At 64.3% G+C, this 17,374-nt stretch carries 16 protein-coding genes; 7 read left to right on the forward strand and 9 right to left on the reverse strand.

Going from position 1 to position 17,374, the window contains the following annotated elements:
• The first annotated feature begins 238 nt into the window (after positions 1 to 238).
• Positions 239 to 1,252 (forward strand): hypothetical protein, encoded by a 1,014-nt coding sequence (locus G410_RS0108880; RefSeq protein ID WP_022673303.1) that lies wholly within the window; start codon positions 239 to 241, stop codon positions 1,250 to 1,252.
• An 82-nt stretch (positions 1,253 to 1,334) separates the two neighbouring features.
• Here G410_RS0108880 and G410_RS0108885 read toward each other — a convergent pair whose 3' ends face one another.
• Positions 1,335 to 1,832, reverse strand: a complete 498-nt coding sequence (locus G410_RS0108885) for an outer membrane protein assembly factor BamE (RefSeq protein ID WP_022673304.1) — start codon at positions 1,830 to 1,832, stop codon at positions 1,335 to 1,337.
• Positions 1,833 to 1,988: 156 nt separating this feature from the next.
• Between G410_RS0108885 and G410_RS0108890 the strand changes: the two genes are divergently transcribed.
• The gene (locus G410_RS0108890) at positions 1,989 to 2,510 is read left to right on the forward strand and encodes a ubiquinol-cytochrome C chaperone family protein (protein ID WP_022673305.1); all 522 of its coding nucleotides are present in this window, start codon (positions 1,989 to 1,991) and stop codon (positions 2,508 to 2,510) included.
• Positions 2,507 to 3,088, forward strand: coding sequence for a YceD family protein (locus G410_RS0108895; protein ID WP_022673306.1), 582 nt, complete (start codon positions 2,507 to 2,509; stop codon positions 3,086 to 3,088). Before G410_RS0108890 ends, G410_RS0108895 begins: the two co-directional genes overlap by 4 nt.
• 10 nt (positions 3,089 to 3,098) lie before the next feature.
• On the opposite strand, the gene G410_RS16185 is transcribed toward G410_RS0108895, so the two are convergent.
• The 6 genes from G410_RS16185 to G410_RS0108925 form a co-directional block, all read right to left on the reverse strand.
• A complete protein-coding gene (locus G410_RS16185; RefSeq protein WP_022673307.1) occupies positions 3,099 to 4,667 on the reverse strand; it encodes a dihydrolipoyl dehydrogenase family protein in 1,569 nt (522 codons plus the stop codon).
• Between the two features lie 40 nt (positions 4,668 to 4,707).
• Positions 4,708 to 5,916 (reverse strand): MFS transporter, encoded by a 1,209-nt coding sequence (locus G410_RS0108905; RefSeq protein ID WP_028971271.1) that lies wholly within the window; start codon positions 5,914 to 5,916, stop codon positions 4,708 to 4,710.
• A 219-nt stretch (positions 5,917 to 6,135) separates the two neighbouring features.
• Positions 6,136 to 6,690, reverse strand: coding sequence for a single-stranded DNA-binding protein (gene ssb, locus G410_RS0108910; protein ID WP_022673309.1), 555 nt, complete (start codon positions 6,688 to 6,690; stop codon positions 6,136 to 6,138).
• A gap of 145 nt (positions 6,691 to 6,835) precedes the next feature.
• Positions 6,836 to 8,701: a ferrous iron transporter B gene (gene feoB, locus G410_RS0108915; RefSeq protein WP_022673310.1), complete on the reverse strand. Its 1,866-nt coding sequence runs from the start codon at positions 8,699 to 8,701 to the stop codon at positions 6,836 to 6,838.
• Positions 8,698 to 9,054, reverse strand: coding sequence for a FeoA family protein (locus G410_RS0108920; protein WP_342662464.1), 357 nt, complete (start codon positions 9,052 to 9,054; stop codon positions 8,698 to 8,700). The genes feoB and G410_RS0108920 overlap by 4 nt, the downstream gene beginning before the upstream one ends.
• Before the next feature lie 94 nt (positions 9,055 to 9,148).
• The gene (locus G410_RS0108925; RefSeq protein ID WP_022673312.1) at positions 9,149 to 10,285 is read right to left on the reverse strand and encodes an alkene reductase; all 1,137 of its coding nucleotides are present in this window, start codon (positions 10,283 to 10,285) and stop codon (positions 9,149 to 9,151) included.
• 128 nt (positions 10,286 to 10,413) lie between these two features.
• Here G410_RS0108925 and G410_RS0108930 point away from each other — a divergent pair, with 128 nt between their 5' ends.
• The 4 genes from G410_RS0108930 to G410_RS0108945 all read left to right on the forward strand — a co-directional run bounded on the left by G410_RS0108930 (position 10,414) and on the right by G410_RS0108945 (position 14,635).
• Positions 10,414 to 11,121 (forward strand): COQ9 family protein, encoded by a 708-nt coding sequence (locus G410_RS0108930; protein WP_156851924.1) that lies wholly within the window; start codon positions 10,414 to 10,416, stop codon positions 11,119 to 11,121.
• Between the two features lie 77 nt (positions 11,122 to 11,198).
• The gene (locus G410_RS0108935) at positions 11,199 to 11,867 is read left to right on the forward strand and encodes a haloacid dehalogenase type II (RefSeq protein ID WP_051137247.1); all 669 of its coding nucleotides are present in this window, start codon (positions 11,199 to 11,201) and stop codon (positions 11,865 to 11,867) included.
• A 46-nt stretch (positions 11,868 to 11,913) separates the two neighbouring features.
• Positions 11,914 to 13,044, forward strand: a complete 1,131-nt coding sequence (locus G410_RS0108940; RefSeq protein ID WP_022673315.1) for a CaiB/BaiF CoA transferase family protein — start codon at positions 11,914 to 11,916, stop codon at positions 13,042 to 13,044.
• Between the two features lie 10 nt (positions 13,045 to 13,054).
• Positions 13,055 to 14,635 (forward strand): acyl-CoA synthetase, encoded by a 1,581-nt coding sequence (locus G410_RS0108945; RefSeq protein WP_022673316.1) that lies wholly within the window; start codon positions 13,055 to 13,057, stop codon positions 14,633 to 14,635.
• On the opposite strand, the gene fahA is transcribed toward G410_RS0108945, so the two are convergent.
• Positions 14,620 to 15,927, reverse strand: a complete 1,308-nt coding sequence (gene fahA, locus G410_RS0108950; protein ID WP_022673317.1) for a fumarylacetoacetase — start codon at positions 15,925 to 15,927, stop codon at positions 14,620 to 14,622. The two genes, G410_RS0108945 and fahA, sit on opposite strands and share 16 nt — an antisense overlap.
• Positions 15,927 to 17,258, reverse strand: a complete 1,332-nt coding sequence (gene hmgA, locus G410_RS0108955) for a homogentisate 1,2-dioxygenase (protein WP_022673318.1) — start codon at positions 17,256 to 17,258, stop codon at positions 15,927 to 15,929. The genes fahA and hmgA overlap by 1 nt, the downstream gene beginning before the upstream one ends.
• Positions 17,259 to 17,374 lie beyond the last annotated feature (116 nt).

Below are 17,374 nucleotides of genomic sequence, written 5' to 3' on the forward strand. Positions count from 1 at the left end.
GGACGAGGGGCGGATGGCGGAGAACGCAGGCTGGCGCCTGCTGCCTCAAGGCGGCGGTGCTGTCCTGCGAAGCCGGCAAGCGCAGGCCAGCTCCACAATCGCGGTCAAGCGCGACCATGGTCCGCATGCCAGCATGTCTGCCCGTTCATCTGATGGACGAGCCGGGCGCATTGACTTATAGAATGATGCGACGCTTTTTGGAGTCTCGCACCGGAGGCGTTCCAACTGGAGGTGTTGCATGTCTTCGCACGCTATTGGTCTTCCGTCCAAATCCGTGCTCGCTACGGTTATCTCGCTTATTACCGTCCTTCTGGCCGGTCTTGCGGTGCGTACACCGCTCGCCGCTGCGTTCCCTCTTGCCGCATCGCTCCTTTTTCTGTGGGTCGTGGCCGACAGCATGATGCTCGGCATGATGGCCCGCACCGAAGGCCTGCCTTCGCGGCGCGCGGTTGTCGCGGTGCTGGCTGCGGCCAGTATCACCGTCTCGCTCGGCGCACCCACGGCAATTCGCGAGACCCTGTGGTCCATGCCCCTCCTCGCGCTGGCCATGACCGCATTGGTATCCGCACATATTGGCTGCGGTGCGCTGCGCATGCGCCGCGCCCTGAAGACGCCGGAAAAGACGACGAAAGAGCGCTGGTTTGCCGCCCTGTCCTCAGTGCTCCCGCCCATGTTGATCCGGCTGGCCATCGCCGAGCTGACGATCCTGCATATGGCGCTGCTGCGCTGGGGCGGCCCGGCGGATGTACCGGCCCATGCCCGCGCCTTTTCCTATCACAAGCATCTGACGCCGATGTGCAGCGCCTTACTGGTGCTGTCGGGCATCGAAATCATGGTCTATCACCTGCTGATCGGCCATTGGAGCCGCGTCGGCGCGATCGTCCTATTCGTGCTGAGCGATGTCGGCTTCATCTATATGATCGGTATCATCAAATCCTTCCGCTACCGGCCCGTGCTGTTCACGCCGGATGGGGTGCAGCTGCGCACAGGACTGCTGATAGATCGCTTCATCCCGTTCGACAGCATCGCGGCGGTGGAAACCGGTTTTTCAGGCGAGCGGGTACGCGATCCCGGGACGCTCAACGCGGCGCTGATGGCCTGGCCGAACATCATCCTGCGGCTGAACGTGCCGCTGGAGCACCGCTCCATCCTGCGCAAGCGCGCGCCCACCACCTCGGTCGCCTTTCGGCTGGACGAGCCGGGGCCGTTCCTGCGCCTGTTGCACTGGCGGCTGGGGCATCCGCTTCGCTGACAACGCGAGAGCGGCGCGGCGGAACGCGGCCACAAGGTAAAGCAAGCGCGCCAGGATGCCGGCGCGCCTGCCGGGCGTAGCGTCAGCCGCCCGGGTTGGTCGGATCGTTGCTGGGCCCCGCGCCGCCTGGCACGCCCGGCGCACCGACCGTGCCGATATTGCCAAACAGCTCCTCGAAGAAGCTGCGCTCACGCCCGCGGGTCGGCGTCTTGTCGCTGACCGGATTGATATCCGCCACCTGCTCCAGCCCCATGCGATCGACCTCGGACACATTTCCGGCCTGATCGAAGGTTATGTGCAGGATGGTCTGCTCGGTCGGCGTCGGCTCGGCAAAGGCCAGCTGGCGCGTGTTGCGCGAGACATAATACCATTGCTCGTCACCGAACTGGCTCTTGAACGTGGGATCGCCCAGGGTGCCCAGCACGCTGGCCTTGTTGTCCACGCCGGCGGAGACCGAGCTGGCCAGCACCGGATCCATGATATAGCCGCGATGGGCCTGCAGCTGCCCGCAGGCCGTTGTGGCCAGAGCAAGCGCGCAAAGCGCCGAGAGCTTCAGCGGGGTAGCAAGAGTGGCGGGCATAAAGACTCCGAATAGGATCCGGCCCGGCCTGTCGGGCGCGTGGCGGGAATGGCATGCAAGGATCGCCATTGCATCTACGGCGGGCGATATCAATATTGCTGGCGAATGAGCGCGCGATGAACCACGCGCCGAAACGCGGCTAAGCTAGGGACGATAATGGGACTGATCGGGCGGATATTCAGGCGCAAGGCAGACGATGCCGCGCCGTTGCTGCCGCTCTATGAGCAGGTGGTGGCCCGCGCACGCCAGCCCCACTGGTACGAAGAGGGCGCGGTCCCCGACACGATGGATGGCCGGTTCGACATGATCGCCACGCTGCTGTCGGTCGTGCTGCTGCGACTCGAGCGGGACGATGAGGCGCGGCAGGAAAGCGTGTGGCTGACCGAATTGTTCGTGACCGATATGGACGGCCAACTGCGCCAGATGGGTATCGGCGATGTCAGCGTGGGCAAGCATATGGGCAAGATGATGAGCGCGCTGGGCGGGCGTCTGGGTGCCTATCGCGGCAAGCTGGAAGACGATTTCGCGCTGAATGCCGCCATCCGCCGCAATGTCTATCGCGAGGCTCCGGCCAGCGATGCCGAGGTGGCCCATGTGGCACGCGGCCTGCGTGATCATGCTGCCAGTCTGGATCGGCTGGCCACGGCGCCGATCCTCAGCGGGGAGACAAGCTGGTGAGCGGCGGTTCGGCTCGTAATGCAGCTGCGCCCGCTGGCCCGGAACCTGTCCGCCCCGAATTCTCACATAGCGTGAAGATCGGCGATCTGGGTTCGCGCCCCCATGAGCTTTCGCTGCAGGCCAGTGACAGCGAGCGCGCAGGCCTGGCGAAGCGGTTCGACTGTCTGAAGCTGGACCGGCTGGAGGCGCAGATATCGGCCACTGCCGATGCTGGGCGGGTCGCCCTGACAGGCCGGATGCAGGCTGCCGGAACACAGCCTTGCGTGGCGACGGGCGATCCGGTGCCCTTCACGCTGGACGAGCCCATCGATCTCATCTTCCTGCCGATACCCAAAGGCGGCAATCCGGACGAGGAAATCGAGCTGGAAGACGACGAACTGGACACGCTGTTCCACGATGGCCGCACCGCCGATTTCGGCGAGGCGGTGGCCCAGAGCCTGGCGCTGTCACTCGATCCCTATCCGCGTGGGGCCAAGGCAGCCGAGGTGCTGGCCAAGGCAGGTGTGATCGGCGAGGATGAGGTGGAGCCGACCGGCGCGCTATCCGGCCTGAAGGCCATGCTGGAAGGCAAGACCTAACGCAAAGCCGTCAGCCGCCCCGCTGCCATTTCAGATAACGTCTGGCCACGCTGATCAGCCGGTCGCTGACATGGTTCAGCGCATGTTCCTGCGCCGCCAGCTTGGCCGCCTCGGCCCAGCTGGGATAGGGGAAGATCACCTCCATCAGCTTGGCCAGCCCCATGTTCTGGTTCATCGCGATGGTGAAACTGGTCAGGATCTCGGCTGCATGCGCGCCGACCACCACCGCGCCGAGGATCGTGTCGCCGCCCGGCTTGGTCAGTACCTTGATGAAGCCGTCCGTCTCGCTCTCGGCCACCGCACGCTCCAGTTCGTGCATATCGAACAGCGTCAGCTCGAAGGCCACACCCTGCTCGCTGGCGCTGGCTTCGTTCAGCCCCACGCTGGCCACTTCCGGCTCGGTATAGGTGGCGCGCGGCATGATCGGATCGGCGGCTTTGGGGCTGTAGATCGGGGCGAACAGCGCGCTGTAGCCCGCCTTCATGCCCTGAAATCCGGCGGCATGGGTGAACTGGAACGGCCCGGCCACGTCGCCCGCGGCATAAATATGCGGCAGCGACGTCTGCAGCCTGCCGTCATGCGCGATCGTGCGATCACTATCGACGCCGATATCCTCCAGCCCATATCCCGTGAGCCGCGCCTTGCGCCCGATGCCGATGAGCAGCGCGTCATAGACGATCCGCTCCTCACCATCCGGCCCCTTGGCGATCAACGTGCGGCCTGCGTCATCCTGCACGAAGCGCGCCGCCTCATGCCCGGTGAGCACGCGCACGCCGTCCGCCTCCAGCTGCGCCTGCACCAGCGCCGCGGCATCGCCATCTTCCTTGCCGAGCAGCCGATCGGACTGTTCCACCAGCGTCACTTGCGATCCGAGCCTTTGAAAGCTCTGCGCCAGCTCGCAGCCGATCGGTCCGCCGCCGACGATGGCGAAACGTGCCGGCGCGGCGGCGTGTGTGGCCATGGCGTCCCACAGCGTCTCGCTGGTCAGATAATCGCTCTGCTCGACGCCTTCGACCGGCGGGATGATCGGCTCGGAGCCGGTAGCGACCACGAAATGGCGTGCGGTAAGGCGCTGCGTGCCGCCTTCGTTGAGATCGATCTCGACCGTCCACGGATCGACGAAGCGGGCATAGCCGCGGATCACATCGACGCCATATCCCGTAAACGTCTCCACGCTGTCATGCGGCGCGATATCGGCGACCACGCCTTTGACGCGCGCCATCACGCGCGCGAAATCGACGCCCGGTGCGGCATCCGTCAGGCCGAAACGCTCGGCATCGCGCATCATCGCGGCGGTGCGGGCGCTCTTGATCAACGCCTTGCTGGGCACGCAGCCGGTGTTGAGGCAATCGCCGCCCATTTCGCGCGCTTCGATCAGCGACACCTTGGCGCCCGCCTTGGCCGCTAGATAGGCAGCGGTGAGGCCGGCCGAACCAGCGCCGATCACGATGGTATTGCGGTCGAATCGCTTGGGCGCTTTCACCCCGCCATCACTGGGCCGCCTGATGGCCGATCCGCCGATAAGTAGAATGCCGACGAGCAGCAGCAGGATGGCGGCGAAGATGGTGATGGTGGTCATCCGCGCCTCATGCACCAACGCGCCGCAAAGGTCCAAGCGATCAGGTGGAGCAAGGCTCCGCCACCTGCCAACCGCCGCGCCTGCGCCGCTCGACCCAGAAGGACGTCAGCAGCACGGCCAGGCCGCCGAGCGCCAGCAGGCTGCCGACCCATCCGGGCGCGGTCCAGCCATAGCCCGCAGCAATGGCCGAACCCGCCAGAAACGGCCCCAGCGCATTGGCAGCGTTGAACGCGGCATGGTGCAGCGCGGCGGCTAGCGTCTGCGCCTCGCCCGCCACGTCCATCAGGCGCGTCTGCAGCACCGGGCCAAGTCCGCCGCCCAGCGCAATGGCGAACGCGCCGATGCCGAGCAGCAGCAGATTGCCGGTCATCAGCGGCAGCGCGGCCAGAACCACGGCGCTCCAGATCAACAGCCCGATGCCGGTACGCTTCAGTGCCTTGTCCGCCAGCCAGCCCGCGCCGAGATTGCCCACGGTCATGCCGATGCCGAAGATGACGAGAATGACCGGCACCGTTTCCGGCGATGCGCCCATTTCCTCGGTGATCAGCGGTGAGAGGAAGCTATAGACCGCGAACAGCCCGCCAAAGCCGATCGCACCTGCGCCCAGCGTCAGCCAGACCTGCAGGTTGGCGAGCGCGGACAGCTCGCCCAGTTTGCTGCGCTTGCCCTCGGGCCGCTGCAACGGCGCGCACAGCTGCACCGAAAGCGCGGTGAGCAGCGCGAGGACGACGACGATGGCAAAGCCCCAGCGCCAGCCGATGGTCAACCCGATGAAATTGGCGGCGGGCGATCCGATGATGGTGGCCAGTGTCAGCCCCAGCATCACCAGCGCCACCGACTGCGCGCGCCGCTGCGGCATGACCGATGCCGCCATCAGCGCGGCGACGCCGAAATAGGCGCCGTGCGGCAGGCCGCTGACGAACCGTGCGGCGAGCAGCCAATGATAGGTCGGGGCCCAGACCGTCATCGCATTGCCGGCCGCGATCGCGATCATCAGCCATACGAGCAGGCGGCGGCGCGGCAGGCCTGCCCCGGCGAATGCGAGGATCGGTGCGCCCGCCACCACGCCCAGCGCATAGGCGCTGATGGCATGCGCGGCGACCGGCTCGGTCAGGCCAAGTTCGCGCGCGTAAAAAGGCAAAAGGCTCATCGCCGAAAATTCGGTCGAGCCGATGGCGAAACCGCCGAGCGCAAGCGCGCAGATCACCAATATCCGGCGGCCGGTGCTGACGTCCGATGCGTCGATCATGGGCTGAAATCTTTCGTCGAATGGAGAGGAGCCGCCCGTGCAGGCGGCCTGTCGATCGGCGTGGCGGCTCTCCCGTCCGGCCATGCCTGGCTCGATCCAATAGCGCGCTATCGGCCGGAAGGCTCCCACCGCACGCGCCATGAATAGCTATACAATGCAAAAGCCCCGCTTGGCACGGGGCCGAGCGGGGCTTTGCAGTTGAGCGAATAAGCGCGGCGATCAGAACGGCACTTCATCGTCCAGATCGTCGGCAAAGTCGCCGCCGCCGCCCTGGTTCCAGCCACCGCCCGAACCGCCGCCGCCGGAGCTGCCGCCCCCGCCCTGGTTCCAGCCGCCGCCACCGCCGCCGCCGCCGGAGGACGAACCGCCCCCGCCGCCATAGCCGCCGCCCGATCCACCGCCGCCGCCGGCACCGCCACCGGGCGCACCGTCGAGCATGGTCATCACCGCGCCGGGGCCGCTCAGCACGACCTCGGTCGAATAGCGGTCATTGCCGGACTGGTCCTGCCATTTGCGGGTCTGCAGCTGGCCTTCGACGTAGATCTTCGAACCCTTGCGCAGATATTTCTCGGCCACACCAACCAGCCCGTCAGACTTGATCGTTACCGTGTGCCATTCGGTGCGCTCCTTGCGCTCCCCGGTCTGGCGGTCCTTCCAGTTTTCGGACGTCGCCATGCGCAGATTGCAGATGCGGCCCCCGTTCTGGAACGTTTTGACTTCCGGATCCGCGCCCAGATTGCCGAGCAGAATGACCTTGTTGACTGAGCCTGCCATGATGTTCTCCGAATTCGGTGCATGACCCGCACCATCTACCTTTGGCCCTCTATTTGAAGGGCCGTTCTGCAGCACCGCTTAGTTAAAGGATGCCTTTCCGACAAGCGCAGCCGAAACGGTGGACGCTGTTTGCACGGAAGCCGCGCTACAGACCCGCGGCGCGGGCCAGCCAGAAGGTGATGCCCGCCATTACATAGGCCAGCGCAAAAAGGTACACGACCATGAAGATCGGCCATTTCCACCCGTTCGTCTCCCGCTTCGTCACGGCAATGGTGGAGACGCATTGTGGGGCGAACACGAACCACATCAGGAAGGCCAGCGCGGTCGGCAGCGTCCAGTCGGCGGCCAGCTGATCGCCCAGCAGGGTTGCGCCGTCGCCTTCCTCGGCATCGATAGAATACACCGTGCCCAGCGCCGAAACCGCCACTTCCCGCGCGGCCATGGCGGGGATCAGCGCCAGCGCGATGTCGCGATTGAAACCGATCGGCTCGACCACGGGCGTGATGGCGTTGGCGATGCGTCCGGCCACCGAATAATCGACCTGGCTGATGCCGCTGTCGACCGGCGTCTTGGGGAAACTCAGCAGCGCCCAGAGCAGAATGGTGGCGAAGAAGATGATCGTGCCCGCGCGGCGCATGAAGATCCAGGCGCGCTGGAACAGGCCGATGGCCACGTCGCGGATGCGCGGCATCTGATATTTGGGCATTTCGATCAGGAAGCCCGAGCCTTCGCCTTTGGTCACGCTGCGCCGCAGCACCAGCGAGACGATCATCGCACCGACAATGCCGAACAGATAGAGACCGAGCAGCACCAGCCCCTGCAGCCCGATGCCCGGGCCAACCGAACGCGCCGGTATGAACGCGCCGATGATGATGGTGTAGACCGGCAGGCGCGCCGAGCAGGTCATCAGCGGCGCCACGAGGATGGTGGTCAGCCGGTCCTTTTCATCGCGGATCGACCGGGTGGCCATGATACCGGGAATGGCGCAGGCGAAGCTGGAGAGCAGCGGAATGAAGCTGTGCCCCGACAGGCCCACGCTGGCCATCATCCGGTCCATCACGAAGGCGGCGCGGGTCATATAGCCCGTCGCCTCCAGAATGAGGATGAACAGGAACAGAATCAGAATTTGCGGGAGGAATACGATGACCGAGCCGACACCGGCGATCACGCCGTCCACCAGAAAGGACTGGATCAGCCCATCCGGCAGCGCCGCCGCCGCCGCGCTGCCGAGCGCTTCCATACCGCCCTCGATCCAGCCGATCGGCGCCTCGGACCAGGCGAACACCGCCTGGAACATCAGAAACAGCAAACCGACGAGCACCAGGAATCCGGCCACCGGGTTAAGCAGCACCGAATCGATAATACGCGTCCACTGCCGCGTCGCCGTTTCGCTCTTCACCGCGGACCGGGCGATCTTGTGCGCGCGTACCGATAGCAAAGCGAGGCGGTCTTCATTGTCGAGATCGGCCGGCAGCGGCGCGTCACTCTTGGTGCCGGACAGCGCATTTTCGATCGCGGCGTTCAGCTCGCTGATGCCACGGCGGCGCACGGCCACCGTCTCGATCACCGGCACGCTGAGCTGCGCGGAGAGATTTTCCGGGTCCAGCTCCAGCCCGTCGCGCTTGGCCAGATCGACCATGTTCAGCGCGACGACCACGGGTAGCCCCAGTTCAATCAGCTCCAGCGTAAAGCGCAGATGGTTGTTCAGATTGGAGGCGTCGACCACCACCACAATCACATCGGGCCGGCGCTGGCCATCCAGCTGCCCGGTGACGACGTCGCGCGTCACTTTTTCGTCCAGGCTGTGCGGTTTCAGGCTGTAACTGCCGGGCAGATCGACGATCTCCACTGGGCGGCCATCGGACAGGAACAGGCGGCCGGATTTGCGCTCTACCGTCACGCCGGGATAATTGGCGATCTTCTGGCGCGCGCCGGTCAGCGCATTGAACAAAGCGCTTTTGCCCGCATTCGGATTGCCGGCGAGCGCGACCAGGGGCTGATGCACGCTCATCGCCGTTCCTCGCATTCGATGGCCTGGGCATGCACGGTGCGCAGCGCCACCGTCATGCGGCCGATGCGCACCGCGATCGGATCACGCCAGAACAGCATGCCCTTGTGCAGCGTCTCGATGAAGGCACCCTGCTCAAAACCAAGCGCGCGCAGACGGCTCCCGTCTGCGGGCGGCAGGGAATCCCAGTCTATCGCGGCTATTCGGGCCGGGACTCTGCGTGGCAGGTTGGATAGCTTCATGAAACTGCGACCAGTTATCAATAAAGCAAGGCCGTGGCCAGCGGGAATCACTGCGGCCCGACCGGGGCCGGCATCCAAAAATGCCATAATATGCAGCGCTGCGGGAAAAACCACGCGATCCAGTCCTGCGGCATAGCTGCGCAGGCGCTGGATCGCGTGGTCGCTTCAGACTGATCGCCGTACGATCAGCGATGCGATGATCGCGTCCTCAGGCGTCGGCCTTTTCCTTGGCCGCCTTTTCCTCAGCCAAGGTGGGATAGTCGATATAGCCTTCCGGCCCCTGGCTGTACCATGTGCGTATCTCGCTATCGTTCAGCGCCGCGCCCAGACGGAAGCGCTCGACCAAGTCGGGATTGGCGAGGAAGGTGCGGCCATAGGCGATGGCATCGGCGCGGCCGGAGGCGAGATCGGCCTGACCGTCCTCAAACCCGTAATCGCTGTTCAGCACCAGCGGGCCATGGAACGCCTTGCGGATCGCCGCGTCCTGCTTGGGCACCTCGGTGCGGCCGAACGTGCCGTCCGGGCCGGGCTGGCGAAGCTCCAGAAAGGCGATGCCGCGATCGTTCAGCAGACCTGCGGCATGGCTGAACAACGCTTCTGGGTCGCTGTCATCCACCCCCTGCGAATTGCCGTTGGGCGAGAGGCGCACCGAGACATGGCCCGCGCCCAGCACATCGATCAACCGATCGGTCACTTCGCCCAGAAGCCGCGTGCGGTTCTCGATGCTGCCGCCATAGGCATCCTCGCGCAAATTGCTGTTATCGCGCAGAAACTGGTCGATCATATAGCCATTGGCCGCATGCAGCTGCACCCCGTCGAACCCGGCCTTGCGGGCATTTTCGGCGGCGCGCGCATAGTCGTCCAGCAGGCGCGGAATTTCGCTGAGTTCCAGCGGGCGGGCTTCCTCGAAATCCTGCTTGCCGTCATAGGTATGCGCCTGGCCGGGCGCGGTGGTGGCGCTGCTGCTGACCGGCTGCTTGCCCTCGTTCAGGCTGCTGTGATGGATACGGCCCATATGCCAGAGCTGCGCGATGATCTTGCCGCCCTTCTCATGCACCGCATCGGTCACGGGCTTCCACGCCTCGGTCTGCTCGTCGTTCCACAAGCCGGGCGCATAGGGCCAGCCAAGGCCTTCGGCACTCATGCCCGTCGCCTCGCTGATGATCAGGCCCGCACCTGCGCGCTGGGCGTAATATTCGATCATCATCTCGGTCGGCACATGCTCCCTGGTGGCGCGGCCACGGGTGAGCGGGGCCATCAGGATGCGGTTCTTCGCCTCGATCGCGCCCAGCGTGATGGGATCGAAAAGACTGGGGGATTGGCCGGGCGTGGTTTCGTTCGACATGGGGACGGCTCCTGGGATTGTTACGGGATCGTTTTCATTTCATATTGCAACCCAGCTAAGCAGCCGATGTTCCGGGCGCAATCGAAGGAGTTCTTTGCATGCGCGCAGCGAAGCTTTATCTTATGTCCATGGACCAGACCGACAGCACCCCGCCGCAAGCCCATCAGCCCGCTCCAGACGATCTGACGCTGGACGAAGCGCGCAGCGCGCTTGCCCCTCATCTGCCGATGAACGCGGCGTTCGACGGCTGGACGCCCGAAGCGGTGGAGATGGCCGCAGGCAGCGCCGGGATCGATCCCGAAATCGCGAAACTCGCCTTCAAGGGCGGTGCCATGGACATGATCGATGCCTGGATCGAATGGACCGACGCCGAAATGGCCCGCCGTCTGCCGCCGGAAGAGCTCGACGCGATGAAAATCCGCGACAAGATCCGCAGCATGATCGAAACGCGTCTGGACATCGCCGCGCCCGACAAGGAGGCGCTGCGCCGCGCCATGGCGGTGCAGGCGATGCCGCAAAACCTGCCGCGCACTGCCAGGATCGCCTGGCGCAGCGCGGACCGGATGTGGCGCATGGCGGGCGATACCGCGACCGATTACAATCATTATACCAGGCGGATGACGCTGACCGCGGTCTATGGCTCCACGCTGACGGTGTTCCTGAACGACGACAGCGAGGATTTTGCAGACACCAGGGCATTCCTCAGCCGCCGCATCGACAATGTGATGCAGTTCGAAAAGGCCAAGGCCCAGTGGACGGGCAAGGGTGCTGGCGGTTCGCGTGAACGCCTCAGCCTGTCGCGCTTCATCGGGCGGCTGCGTTATCCGGCGCGCTGAACCTCAGCACAAGGCGGCCGAATGCGAATCTCATGCGTTGGCCGCGCATGCATGATTGGAAACAGTGTCGAACGATCTTGTTCGATGTAAACGAGACCCTGCTCGATATCAGGCCGCTGGAGGCGGATTTTGCGCGCTGGTTCAACGATGCTGCGGTGATGCGGCTGTGGTTCGGCCAGCTGGTGATGCATTCGCAAAGCCTGACATTGTCCGGCCAGTATCGAGGGTTCGGCGTGCTGGCCAAAGCGATGTTGGCCATGGTGGCCGAGACGAAAGGCGTGCGCTTGCCCGATGATGCCGGAAACGTGCTGGTGGACCGCATTGTAAGCCTTGCGCCGCACCCCGATGTGATCCCCGCGCTCACGCGGCTTCGCGATGCCAGCTATCGTCTGGGCGCGCTGACCAACAGCTCGGCCGATGCGCTGGCGACCCAGATGGAGCATGCCGGGCTGAACAAGCTGCTGCCCTTCCAGATGAGTGTAGAAGCCTGCGGACGATACAAACCGGACCCCGCCCCCTATCGCACCGCTGCAACCGCGCTGGGCGTGGCTCCAGAGGAAATCTTGCTCGTCGCCTGTCACGCCTGGGACACGCTGGGCGCATCGGCAGCGGGCCTGCATAGCGCCTTCCTGCAGCGCCCCGGTTGTGCACGTATCGATCTTCCCGATGTTCATGTGGCCGATATCGCGTTCGACAGTCTTACCGCGCTGGCGAATGAATTATGCGGGGCTGGCCCACCATCCTGATCCGCGCTACCGCTGCATGACAAATAGGTAGCGGAAGAGGATCGATATGGCAGGCCCACTGGATGGAATTCGCATCATTGAACTGGCCGGGATCGGCCCCGGTCCATTTTGCGCCATGATGCTGGCCGATCATGGCGCCGAGGTGATCCGCGTGGACCGCATCGGCGCCCATCTACAGACCACCGATCCGCTCTCCCGCTCTCGCAAATCCATCGCGGTGAACATGAAATCGCCCGAAGGCGTGGCTCTGGTCCGCGATCTTGCGCGCGGCGCGGACGGGCTGATCGAGGGTTTTCGGCCCGGCGTGACCGAACGGCTGGGTCTGGGGCCGGACGTGCTGCTCGCCGACAATCCGAACCTTGTCTACGGCCGCATGACCGGTTGGGGCCAGACCGGCCCTTATGCCCATGCGGCAGGGCATGACATCAATTATATCGCGCTATCCGGCGCACTGCACACGATTGGCCGGGCGGGCGAAAAGCCTACGCCGCCGGTCAATTATGTCGGCGATTTTGGCGGCGGCGCGATGATGCTGGCTTTCGGCATGGTGTCCGCCCTGCTGGCGGTGAAGAATGGCAGCCCGGGCCAGGTCATCGATTGCTCGATGACCGATGGGTCGGCCGCGCTCACCGGCATGACCTGGGGCTTCAAGGCGGCAGGCCTGTGGAAGGACGAGCCCGGCGTCAACATGCTCGATACCGGCGCGCATTTCTATGACAGCTTCACCTGCGCGGACGGCAAGTTCATTTCCATCGGCTCGATCGAACCCCAATTCTACGCGCTGCTGCGCGAGACCTTGGGGCTGACCGACGACAGCGATTTCGATGCGCAGATGAACCCCGCAGCATGGCCGGTGCTGAAGGAAAAGCTGGCGGCCATCTTCAAATCCAAACCGCGAGATCACTGGTGCAGCCTGATGGAGGCGACCGACATCTGTTTCGCGCCCATATTGTCGCTGGAAGAGGCGCCCGAGCATCCGCACAACAAGGCGCGCGGCACCTTTATCGAGGTGGCCGGCGCAACCCAGCCGGCGCCCGCCCCGCGCTATAGCGTCACAAAAACCGACGTACCGCGGCCCGCCCCGGCCGTAGGTGCGGATAGCGATAGCCTGCTGGACGAACTTGGTTATGATGCGGAAAAAATAGCTGCACTCCGCAAAGCGGGGGCCGTCAACTAGGAGAGAGACCATGAGCGAGGTGCCCACGCCGCAAGCCCCCATGCAGCATCCCATGGCCCACGCCCGCAGCCACCCTGAAAAACCCGCTTATATCATGGCTGCCACCGGTGAAACGGTCACCTATGGCGAGCTGGACGATCGCGCCAATCGCGGCGCGCGGCTCATTCGTTCGCTCGGCCTGACCCGTGGACAGGGCATGGCGGTGATGATGGACAATTCCGCGCGCTATCTGGAAATCATGTGGGCGGCGGAGCGCACCGGCGTCTATTGCACCTGCATCTCCAACAAGCTGAATGCGGACGAAGCCGAATATATCATTCGCGACGCCGACTGCCGACTGCTCATCGCCAGCAAGGGTGTCGCGCCGGTCGCCGACGCATTGCGTGCGCGCCTGGACGATGTGGATCTAATGATGTGCGACGGGGTGATCGACGGCTATCGCTCCTACGAAAACGCGCGTGACGCCCAGCCTGCCGACCCGCTGGACGATCCGCAATCCGGCGGCATCATGCTCTATTCCTCCGGCACCACCGGGCGGCCAAAGGGCGTGAAACATCCGCTGAGCGATGAACCCTTCGGCGCCAACGTTTCGCCGCTCGTGATGCTGGGGCAGGGCCTGTACGGTTTCACGCCGGACATGGTCTATCTTTCACCCGCGCCGCTTTATCATGCCGCGCCGCTGCGCTGGTGCATGGCGGTGCAGCAGATCGGCGGCACGGTGGTGGTGATGGACCGCTTCGAGCCCGAAGACGCGCTGCGCCAGATCGAAAAGTACAAGGTGACCCATGCGCAATGGGTGCCGACGCACTTCATCCGCATGCTGAAACTGCCCGAAGATGTGCGCACGCGCTACGATCTGTCCAGCCTGAATGCCGCATGGCATGCCGCCGCGCCTTGCCCCATTCCAGTCAAGCAGGCGATGATCGACTGGTGGGGGCCGATTGTCGGCGAATATTATGCCGGCACCGAAGGCAATGGCTTCTGCGCCATTTCCAGCGCGGAATGGCTGGAGCACAAGGGATCGGTCGGTCGCAATCTGATTTCGCAGACCAAGATCGTGGCGGACGATGGCAGCGTGCTGCCGCCGGGTGAAGAAGGACAGATCTTCTTCGCCGAGGGCCCGCCATTCGAATATCATAATGATGCGGACAAGACCGAAGAAGCCACCAACGATCATGGTTGGACGACCTTGGGCGACGTCGGGTGGATGGACGCGGACGGCTATCTCTATCTGACGGACCGCAAGAGCTTCATGATCATCTCGGGCGGGGTGAACATCTATCCGCAGGAGATCGAGAATCTGCTCATTACCCATCCCGCCGTGGCCGATGTCGCGGTGATCGGCGCGCCGCATGAGGAAATGGGCGAGCAGGTTCTTGCCATTATCCGCCCCGCAGACCTCAGTCGCGATCATGCCGAACTATCCGCCGAGATCGACGCCTATGCGCGCGACCATCTGAGCCATGTGAAGACCCCGCGCCGCTATGATTTTCGCGATGAACTGCCGCGCGCGGAAACCGGCAAGCTCTACAAGCGCCTGCTGCGCAATGAATATTGGGAGAAGGACCAGGCCGATCAGGCGGAGGGCTGACCGGCCATAATCCGCGCTTTGCAGGAGCCAAGGCCGATCGGCACGCAGCCGGATGCGCTGGCATGGCCGAGGATTTCCAACTCGTCTCCGTCCAGCAGGAACGTGCGCGTTTCGCCGCCTGGCAGATCGATCGGCACCGCGCCGCCCCTGGTCATTTCAAGCAGGCTGCCGAGGCCGCCATCGTCTGGCGAGGAAATGGTACCGGTGCCGAACAGATCGCCCGGCTGCAGGTTGCAGCCATTGGAGCTGTGATGCGCGATCATCTGGCCGAGCGTCCAGTACATGTTGGCAAACTGTGTTTCGCTGAGCTTTACCGGCGCCATGGCGCTGGCGCGCATCTGCGCGGTGGAGAGATAGACCTCCATCCGGATCGCAAAGCTGCCCTGCGCCTGATCGTCCGCATCCATCAGATAGGGCAGCGGCTGCGGATCGCCTTCCGGGCGCGGCGTCTGCGCGGTCCGGAACGGGGCCAGGGCTTCGGCGGTCACCACCCAGGGGGAGATGGTGGAATGAAAGCTCTTGGCCAGAAACGGGCCGAGCGGCTGATATTCCCACGCCTGCATGTCGCGCGCCGACCAATCGTTGAGCAGACAGATTCCAGCCAGATGGTCGCCCGCGTCCCCTATCGGAACAGGACTGCCCAAATCGTTGGACCCGGCGATCCAGGCCCCCAGCTCCAGCTCGAAATCCAGCCGTTCGCACGGACCGAAGACAGGCGCGTCCGCATCGGCAGACTTGCGCTGCCCATGGGGCCGCCGCACCGCTGTGCCCGATGGCCGGATGGAGGAAGCCCGGCCATGATAGCCGATCGGGATATGCTTGTAGTTCGGCAGCAGGGGATTGTCCGGACGGAACAGCTTGCCGACATTATTGGCGTGATGAATGCCCGCGTAAAAATCGGTATAATCACCGATGCGCGCGGGCATCAGCATCGCGCAAGCGCTGGCATTATGCAGAAAGGGTTCCAGCTGCGCACGGTTCGCCCCGTCCGATAGCAGGCGCGAGAGCTGCCGGCGCACGTCGGCGCGCTGCTCCACTGCCAGCGCGAAATAGGGGTTGAGCGCGTCGGCACGGAAAACCGCCTGCCATTCGTCCGGCAGCAGATCCGCCTCGGCCAAGGCACGCATATCCAAGATGCTGTCGCCAATGGCCACGCCGATCCGCGCCGAACCACCGGACGGCGCGAACACGCCCAGCGGCAAGTTCTGCACGGGAAATTCGGCATGGCCGTTGGCGCTTTGCACCCAGCTTGTCAGTGCCGGATCATGCGTTTCATTGCGGGCATGGCGCATCAGGCGGGGGTCCCTTTCTCGAAGCCGCTCCAGGCGCGGTCGTAATCATCCTGCAGCAAGCCTGTTTCCAGCGCCCATCGCGTGGGCCGGATGATGCTGCGCGTTTCGAACATGAAAGCCATCGTATCCGTAATCTTGACCGGCGCCAGATCGGCCGCCACCGCCTTTTTATAGCTGGCGACATCGGGCCCATGTGCATTCATGCAGCTGTGCAGCGATGCCCCGCCCGGCGAAAAGCCACCTTCTTTCGCGTCATAGGCGCCGTGGATCAGGCCCATGAACTCGCTCATCAGATTGCGGTGGAACCAGGGCGGGCGGAACGTATGTTCGGCCACCATCCAGCGCGGCGGGAAGATCACGAAATCGCAATTGGCGGTGCCGGGCGTGTCGGACGGGCTCGTCAATACGGTGAAGATGCTGGGGTCGGGATGATCGAAGCTGACCGTATTGATGGTGTTGAAGCGCGTCAGGTCATAACGATAGGGGGCCAGATTACCGTGCCAGGCCACCACGTCCAACGGGCTATGGCCAATGGTTGTTTCCCATAGTCTGCCGCCGAATTTCTGGATCACCTGCGTCTCGATGTCGCGGTCTTCATAGGCCGCAACCGGCGTCTCGAAATCGCGCGGATTGGCCAGACCGTTGGCGCCGATCGGCCCCAGATCGGGCAGACGCAGCAAGGCCCCGTAATTCTCGCAGACATAACCACGCGCATGATCGTCCAGAAGTTCGACGCGAAAGCGCAAGCCGCGCGGTATGACCGCGATCTGCAGCGGCGCCACGTCCAGCCTGCCCATTTCCGTGTGCAGGATTAGCGCGCCCGATTGCGGCACAATCAGCAATTCCCCGTCGGCGGAGAAAAACAGCCGGTCCTGCATCGATCGATTGGCGGCATAGAGATGGATGCCCACGCCCGCCGTCTCACCATCACCATTGCCGCCATAGGTCACCAGCCCGTCGACGAAATCGCTGGCTTCTTCCGGCATGACGAGCGGGTCCCAGCGCAGCCGGTTGGGCGTTGGCGGCACGTCATCGAACGGCGCGGATTTCAGCCGGGGGGCGCCGTCATAAGGCGTGAACGGCGCATGTTCGGCCGATGGGCGCAGCCGGTACAACCAGGAACGGCGATTCTCGGACCGGGGCGCGGTAAAGGCGGTGCCGGAGAATTGCTCCGCATACAGCCCGAACGGCACCCACTGCGGGCTGTTCTGCCCGATCGGCAGCGCGCCTGCCACAGCCTCCGTGGAGACATGATTGCCAAAGCCGGGCAGATAATCGTGCCGATCGTCCTGCGCTGTTGCGGTTTGCCCGGTCGGTTGCGCCTCGTTCATGCCTTGCCTCTTCCTGTCAGTCCCGATCCGTTGCTCCTATAGGACAGAATAGGGGCGGCGTCACATGCTCTGACGCTGCGGACTGGCCGTTTCCGGAACCGGATCGCCGCGTAACG

The sequence above is a fragment of the Novosphingopyxis baekryungensis DSM 16222 genome (genome assembly GCF_000420305.1).
Lineage (GTDB): Bacteria > Pseudomonadota > Alphaproteobacteria > Sphingomonadales > Sphingomonadaceae > Novosphingopyxis > Novosphingopyxis baekryungensis.